The following is a 6,570-nucleotide window of genomic DNA, read 5'->3' on the forward strand; positions in this document are numbered from 1 at the left end:
CGGCCAGCCCGCGCCCTGCGGCACACCCGCCGCTACGACGGCCCCGCGCGGCGCAGCGGCGGGCGGGAGCGGCGCAGGGGCGGGGGGCGGCGGTGCCGAGGGCGGCGGCGGGGTCGGTGCGGGGTCCTGCGGCTCGTGCTCGCTCATGGTCGACAACCTAGGGATCCCCTTCTGACCTGCGGCGACGCGGATCTGGCGGGTTCTGTCGAGGTGTGGTGCCGTGCGTGCAGATCCTGGCCCAGGTGTGGACGTCCCGCGAAGACGGCGTTCGGCCTCGCCGCGCGTCGGCGCTGGCCCCTGTGGAGTCGGCGGCTCGGGCCGACCGACGCGGGCGCCGGTCCGAGGGCGCGTCGGTGCACGAGCAGCGCGGGTCAGGGCACCGGGGTGGGTGGCGGTTCCGTGCGCCGCGCGTTGCTGGAGTGACGGCTGGTGCTCCTGCGACTCCCACGGGGCCCTTCAGCCACACGCCCACCGTCGGGCGCACGGAAGCACCACGAGCGTGCGGCCGGCGGTGGCGGTGGCGGTGGCGGGGCGGTTGGCCCGACGCGCGAACGCGGCCGGACACGGAAACGGCCCCGCACCCGAGGGTGCGAGGCCGTGAACGTGAGCCGCCTATCCCCCCTGACCATGGTGACGTCGACCTCGCGGAGCACGCGCTCGAGGCTGCCCATGACGCCGTAGACGCCGCTTCGAACGTCTTGCGCACCGGTGACGCCCCGGCAGCGCTCGCCGCAGCCCGGGCCGCAGTGCGCTCCGTGCTCGTCGCCCAGGCTGCACGCACCGGGTGCTTGCCTCCACTTCCAACCGGTGCATCTCCAGCTGAACTCGATGAGCTGCTGCGACAGAGCACGCGCAGCTCAGCGCTCTCAGCGCGCGTCGGGGACTTCGACAGCGTTGCTCTGACCGCCGGTGACGATCCGATCGTGACCGCATGGGTCGTCGACCTCGCCTGGGCCGTCGTCGAGGCTGGGCGCACCGCAGACGCTTGAGTACACCCAGTCGGTTCACGCATTCGAGGGGCGTTTGTCCACAATCGTGCCCTGCCCATGGCCGGGAGCGCGCGCAGGACAGTACAAATGGCCGAGCAAGCGCCTGCAACAGGGGGAAGAACTATGCCTGGTGTCTTCAATGCTGACGCGGACCTGATCCGTGCCGCCGGCAGTCGCGTCACCGAACTGGCCGACGGCCTGCAAGGGCTCGATCGGTCCGCCATCCTGGCAGGACGCGATGCGTACCAATGCCCCGTCGTGCGGGATGCGGCGAGCACCGCAGCAGACCGATGGGCCTACGCCGTCGAGCAGATTGCCGCTGAACTCGCAGGCCATGGGGCGGCGCTCATCGCCTCAGCTAACCGCTACGACGAGGTCGACCTCGACGCAGCCTGCTACCTGAACGACCCAGGACTGGCGCCGTGAGCGAACTCGAGGGCTGGCCAGACCCGGCCTCGCTGGTTCAAGGCGCACCCGGACCGATAGTCGCGGACGCGGACGTACTGAACCGTCTGGCCGGAACCGTCGAGAGCCTCGTGGACGTCGCCTACGGAGCGGACGTCGGCGACTGGTCAGGGGACGCAGCAGACGCGTACGCGAACGCGATACATGAGACGCGCCTCAAAGCGCTCAAGCTCTCTGACTCCTTCCGCGAAGCTGCCTCCGCACTGAAGTCGCACGCGTGGACGCTCGAGTGGGCGATCGGCCAGGCCGACCTCGCGGTTGCCAAGTACAACGCCCCGTCCGCCGCTCCCGTCACCCCGGGGGTCATGACACCAGCACAGGCGGCTGCGCACGACATCATGAATGCCGCCCACGACGGGGTCCGACAGTCCGCTACCCGCACCGCTCGGGTGCTGCGGGACCTTGCTGACCTGCTCCCGTACCGCCCCACCTTCTGGAACCACCTCGGGCACCACTGGGCCGAACTCGTCGGCGGGACCGCAGAGGCTGGCAAGGACCTCATCGTGTTCGCCTGGGACATGAACGTTGCGTCGCTGATCCTCGACCCCTCGGGTTGGGGCGCGCATAAGCAGCAACTCCTTGCAGGTCTTGGTACTGCCCTTACCGACCCCGTAGCGTTCGGTAAGGGAGTTACCGACTGGGACACGTGGATGACCAGCCCCGCGCGCGCCATCGGGCACCTCGTACCGGACGCCCTCATCGGCATAGCTACGGCAGGGTCCGGCGCTGTTGCGGTCCGGGGATCCCGCGCGGTCGCAAACGCGGCGGCACGGTCGGTGGATGACGTCGCAGAGACGGCTGCCGGCGCTGCCACCCGGCGCGCGGATGACGCGGCGGAAGGCGTCCTGGACGCCACAGGGAGGCGCCAGTACACCGCAGACGAGCTCGCGACCCCGACACCCGGTGACGGGCCTGTGATCTTCCGCGTGAAGGACTCGATGACGAGCGAGGAAGTCGGGCAGATGCTGGACTATGTCGACGAAGGGAATCGAGTGCGGCTCGAAGGCGGCCTGTCAGAAACGGGACGGGTTTCGACGGAAGGCGACCTACGACGCGCGGCGAACGCGGAGGCGTCGCTCGAACGGGCGCGGGCCAGTGCTGCGGGGTCCCCGTACCAAGGTGTGGCCGGCCACCTCCCCGATCCCACATGGACGAACCGGCCGGGATCGGAGAAATGGGCCGACGAGACCATAACCGTGAACAGCTCGCTAGGCGGTCAGGCCGGCCACTACCCCGTCGGCTACAAGCCGACCGTCTTCGAGCTAGTCGAGCGCTCTGCAGGGAATCCAGTCATCAGGTTGCCTGACGGGGCCCCCGCGATTCAACTCCCCGACGGCTCACGGGTGGCACGATGAGCACCATGAACGATGCAGCCGGCGCAACCGCGGCTCCCAACTGGAGGGCGCTGCTCGGGGAAATCGGTCTGACACGGATGCGGCTCGACGAAGCGGCGCCGCAGGTCTACCCACTCACCATTCCGCACAAGGGCGCCACTTCTGACCAGCTCGCCGGGGCCGAGGGGCGACTCAGGCATGCCTTGGATCCGATCCACCGCGAGTTGCTCACCTACGCCAACGGGTGGTCAGCGATGTTTGTGGACACTGACCTGCTGTCCACCGAGCAGCTTGGTGCGGACGGCCTCTGGGAGCAGACACGTGACCTCCTCAAGGACCTAGAGGAGGACTGGCCGCCGGGGTACCTTCCGCCGGTCGACCAACTTGAGATCATCGGTGCGAGCACTGTAACCAGCGACCTCTTCCTGTTGTGGACGGCTGGGCCTGTGACTGGCGGCGGGCGACCCGTGCTATGGCTTGGGGCCGGACAGATTGTTCAGCAGTGGGCCAACGTCGCGGACTTCATGTGGTCTGTGCTGGCGTACACCCGCAAGACGCTCGACGACGTACTCGCGAAGCGCCCCCCCTTCGACCGCCTGTAGTTGACTGGAGCCCAGGCGCTGAGCGGGTGCGCGGGCCGTGTGGCACCACCCATCACCACCCTTGCTCGTCCGGCCAAGGACGACCTGCAGTAGCCCTAGAGGCGCGTCACCGCCCAGCAGTGTCCAGCTCCACGAACCACCCGTGGCGCTCGAGGACTGCCGCGGCGCGTGGTCAGGCAGCCGCAGGGATCACGAGCCCAGCCTGTGCAGCACCTTCGTGCCTGTCACCGTGACCACCCGTCGAGATCTGTCCCGGGTGCGGCCGCACGACGTGGACCCTGCGGGAAGTTTGGGTCAGCACCGCCTGGCCCCTCACCGGCGCCCAGGGCCCACGGCACCGTCAGCCGCCAGCCAGCGTGCCTGCTGTGGGCGCAGGGACGGGTCGTGACCGACCTCACCGGCGCGCAGCTCAAGGTCACCGCGGCGCAGCTGGTCGGCGTGCTGGGCGCGGAACATGACCAGCATCCGCCCCACGATCCGCACCCGGTGCAGGAGGACGAGCACCTCCGGGTTGCCGGAGATCAGGGCGTTGGCGTGCACCCACGCGTCCAGGTCGCCCAGGCGCACATGCGCCCAGTGCATAGCTTGCGCGGCGCGCATGAGCGCTGCGGTCGACGGTTCGCCGGCCAGTTCACGGTCGGCGGCGCTCAGCGGCGCGGTCACGGACTCCAGGCGCTCCCATGCGACCGTGATCGGGACGGTCCCGGGGGGTGGCGGCTCTCGCTGAGCATCAAGCCCAGACCGCCACTGGCCACATACTGGCCACGCCGAAGAATCACACCGGATGAAGTAACGGCCCCTCCCCGCGTTTCCGCAGGTGAGGGGCCGAATCTAGCGCGAGCCGCCTATCAGAATCGAACTGATGACCTTCTCATTACGAGTGAGACGCTCTACCGACTGAGCTAAGGCGGCGCGCCCGCCGAGGCGAGCGGGCCCTACTGTACCGACCGCGGGCGCAGGCTCCAAAGCGAGAGCGGCACCGTCATCGGGGGGTCAGCACTCGAGCCCGTCCTCGGGCACCGTCCCGTCCACCAGGTAGGCGTCGACGGCGTCCTCGACGCACGCGTTGGAGCGGCCGTAGGCCGTGTGGCCCTCGCCCTCCCAGGTGATGAGCACGCCCGAGTCGAGCTGCTCGGCGAGCGCGACGCTCCACTCGTACGGCGTCGCGGGGTCACCGGTGGTGCCGATGACCAGGATCGGCGCCGCACCGGCCGCGGCGATCTCCTTCCGCTCCGCCTCGGACTGGAACGGCCACGTCTCGCATCCCACGGCCATCGCGAAGTGACGGCCGAAGGTGGGCGCCTGCGCGGCCACCTGGTCCGCGAACGCGACCATCTCGTCGTAGCTGCGGTCGACGACCGGGTAGTCCAGGCAGTTGATCCCGGTGAAGGCGACCATCGAGTTGCTGAGGTAGGTGCCGTCCGGCGTGCGGTCGAGGTAGAAGTTCGCCAGCTCGAGCAGCGTCGCGCCGGTGTTCTGCTCCATGGCCTCGGACAGCGCCATGGTGAGCAGCGGCCAGGAGGCGTCGTCGTAGAGGGTCACGACGATGCCGTAGAAGGCCAGCGCACCGTTGACGGTCTGGCCGTTGCCGGCGTCGAGGGGCTTGCGCTCGGCGCGCTCGACCAGGGCCGCGATCTGCTGCTTGCCCTCGTCGACGGTGCCGGACAGCGCGCAGTCGCTCCCGGCGAGGCAGTCCTCGACGTAGGCGCCCAGCGCGTCCTCGAAGCCGATCGCCTGGCCCACCACGAGGTCGTCGTTCGACATCGCCGGGTCGAGCGCGCCGTCGAGGACGAGGCGGCCGACCTTCTCGGGGAAGAGCTCGGCGTACGTCGCGCCGAGGAAGGTGCCGTAGGAGAAGCCGATGTAGTGCAGCTCGTCGTCGCCCAGCACCGCGCGCAGCAGGTCCATGTCCTTCGCGGCGCTGACCGTGTCGACCTCGCCGAGCAGGGCGCCGGTCGCGTCCAGGCAGCCCTCGCCGAAGGCCCGGGCGGCCTCGCGCGCCGCGTCGACGTCGGCCTGGCTCTCGAGCGCGACGTCGGCCGTCAGGAACTCGTCGACGACGGGGTCGGGGCCGCAGTCCACGGCCGAGGACGCGGCCACGCCGCGGGGGTCGAAGCCGACGACGTCGTAGGCGGCCAGCACGTCGGCACCCAGCACTCCGGTCACGGCGTAGTCGAGGAACTCGATCCCGGACGAGCCGGGGCCGCCGGGGTTGATGAGGAGCGAGCCGATGCGCTCGTCGTCGGAGCCCGTGGCGAGCGACCGCTGCACGGCCAGCGAGATCTCCCCGGCGCCGACGTCGTCCCAGTCGAGCGGCGCGCGGACCGTCGCGCACTCGTACGCGCCGCACGTCTCCCACGAGACGTCCTGCTCGTAGAAGGCCTCGACGGTGTCCGCCGGCGCCGAGGCCGAGGGGGACGACGCCGACTCGGGCGTCGTCTGCTCCTTCGGTGCGACGCACGCGCTCAGCGCGAGGAGGGCGACCGCTCCCGTCGCGGCAGCGCGCAGTGCGCGGCGGGGGGCGGGTGAGGTCGAGCGGCGGCGGAAGGCGTGGAGCACGAGTCACACGGTATCCGCCGGGACCGACGTCCTGGCCTCCGGTCCGGACCCTCGCAGGCGTCGATCTGGTCACAACGTGCGTGACCCGACGCGCCGGGCGACTACCCCTGCGGGCGCAGCGCGACGGCCATCGCCTCCATGGCGAGCAGCGGGGCCACGTTCCCCTCCAACCGGGTCCGCGCCTCACCGATCGCATCCATGCGCCGGATCGTCTGCTCGGGCGTGCTGCCCGCCGCCAGCCGGTGGATCTCGTCGTGCACCGGGTTGACGAGGTCGACGTCGGCGCCGAGCTGCACCACGAGCACGTCCCGGTACAGCGAGAGCAGGTCGAGCAGGGTCCGGTCCAGGACGTCGCGCTGAGCCCGGGTCGCCCGGCGCTTCTGGTCGTCCTCGAGCTGCTTGACCTGCGAGCGGACCGACGGCGGCAGGGTCGCGACGCCGTCGGCGCCGAGGGTGTGCAGGAGCGCGGCCCGCTCGGCGGCGTCGCGGTCCTCGGTGGCGGCCTTCGCCTCGGTCGTCGCGACCTCGACGAGGTCGGCGGCCGCGAGCACGGCGTCCCCGATGCCGCGGATCTCCGCGGCGAGCCGCAGCGTGCGGGTGCGCCGCTCCCGCGCGGCCGGG

The 6,570-nt window shown here is 70.7% G+C and carries 5 protein-coding genes, 1 tRNA gene and 1 pseudogene; 3 read left to right on the forward strand and 4 right to left on the reverse strand.

Features of this window, described 5'->3' with window-relative positions; genetic code table 11:
- Nucleotides 1–1,112 precede the first annotated feature (1,112 nt).
- From IDM29_RS13620 to IDM29_RS13630, 3 genes are read left to right on the forward strand one after another with little or no spacing between them, the layout of a single operon-like run.
- A complete protein-coding gene (locus tag IDM29_RS13620) occupies nt 1,113–1,415 on the forward strand; it encodes a hypothetical protein (RefSeq protein ID WP_182112978.1) in 303 nt (100 codons plus the stop codon).
- Nucleotides 1,412–2,809, forward strand: a complete 1,398-nt coding sequence (locus IDM29_RS13625) for a WXG100 family type VII secretion target (RefSeq protein WP_182114355.1) — start codon at nt 1,412–1,414, stop codon at nt 2,807–2,809. The genes IDM29_RS13620 and IDM29_RS13625 overlap by 4 nt, the downstream gene beginning before the upstream one ends.
- On the forward strand, nt 2,806–3,390 hold the full coding sequence (locus tag IDM29_RS13630; RefSeq protein ID WP_182112977.1) for an SMI1/KNR4 family protein: 585 nt from the start codon (nt 2,806–2,808) through the stop codon (nt 3,388–3,390). Before IDM29_RS13625 ends, IDM29_RS13630 begins: the two co-directional genes overlap by 4 nt.
- A 312-nt stretch (nt 3,391–3,702) precedes the next feature.
- Here IDM29_RS13630 and IDM29_RS13635 read toward each other — a convergent pair whose 3' ends face one another.
- The 4 genes and pseudogenes from IDM29_RS13635 to IDM29_RS13650 all read right to left on the reverse strand — a co-directional run.
- Complete coding sequence (locus tag IDM29_RS13635; RefSeq protein ID WP_182112976.1) at nt 3,703–4,053, reverse strand: hypothetical protein; 351 nt, start codon at nt 4,051–4,053, stop codon at nt 3,703–3,705.
- A gap of 176 nt (nt 4,054–4,229) precedes the next feature.
- Nucleotides 4,230–4,302, reverse strand: a tRNA-Thr gene (locus IDM29_RS13640).
- 81 nt (nt 4,303–4,383) lie between these two features.
- Nucleotides 4,384–5,949 (reverse strand): alpha/beta hydrolase, encoded by a 1,566-nt coding sequence (locus tag IDM29_RS13645; RefSeq protein ID WP_182112975.1) that lies wholly within the window; start codon nt 5,947–5,949, stop codon nt 4,384–4,386.
- Nucleotides 5,950–6,050: 101 nt separating this feature from the next.
- A pseudogene (locus tag IDM29_RS13650) lies at nt 6,051–6,570 on the reverse strand (DNA polymerase III subunit delta'); the annotation flags it as partial.

The sequence above is a fragment of the Actinotalea sp. JY-7885 genome, from assembly GCF_014525465.1.
Taxonomy (GTDB): Bacteria; Actinomycetota; Actinomycetes; order Actinomycetales; family Cellulomonadaceae; genus Actinotalea.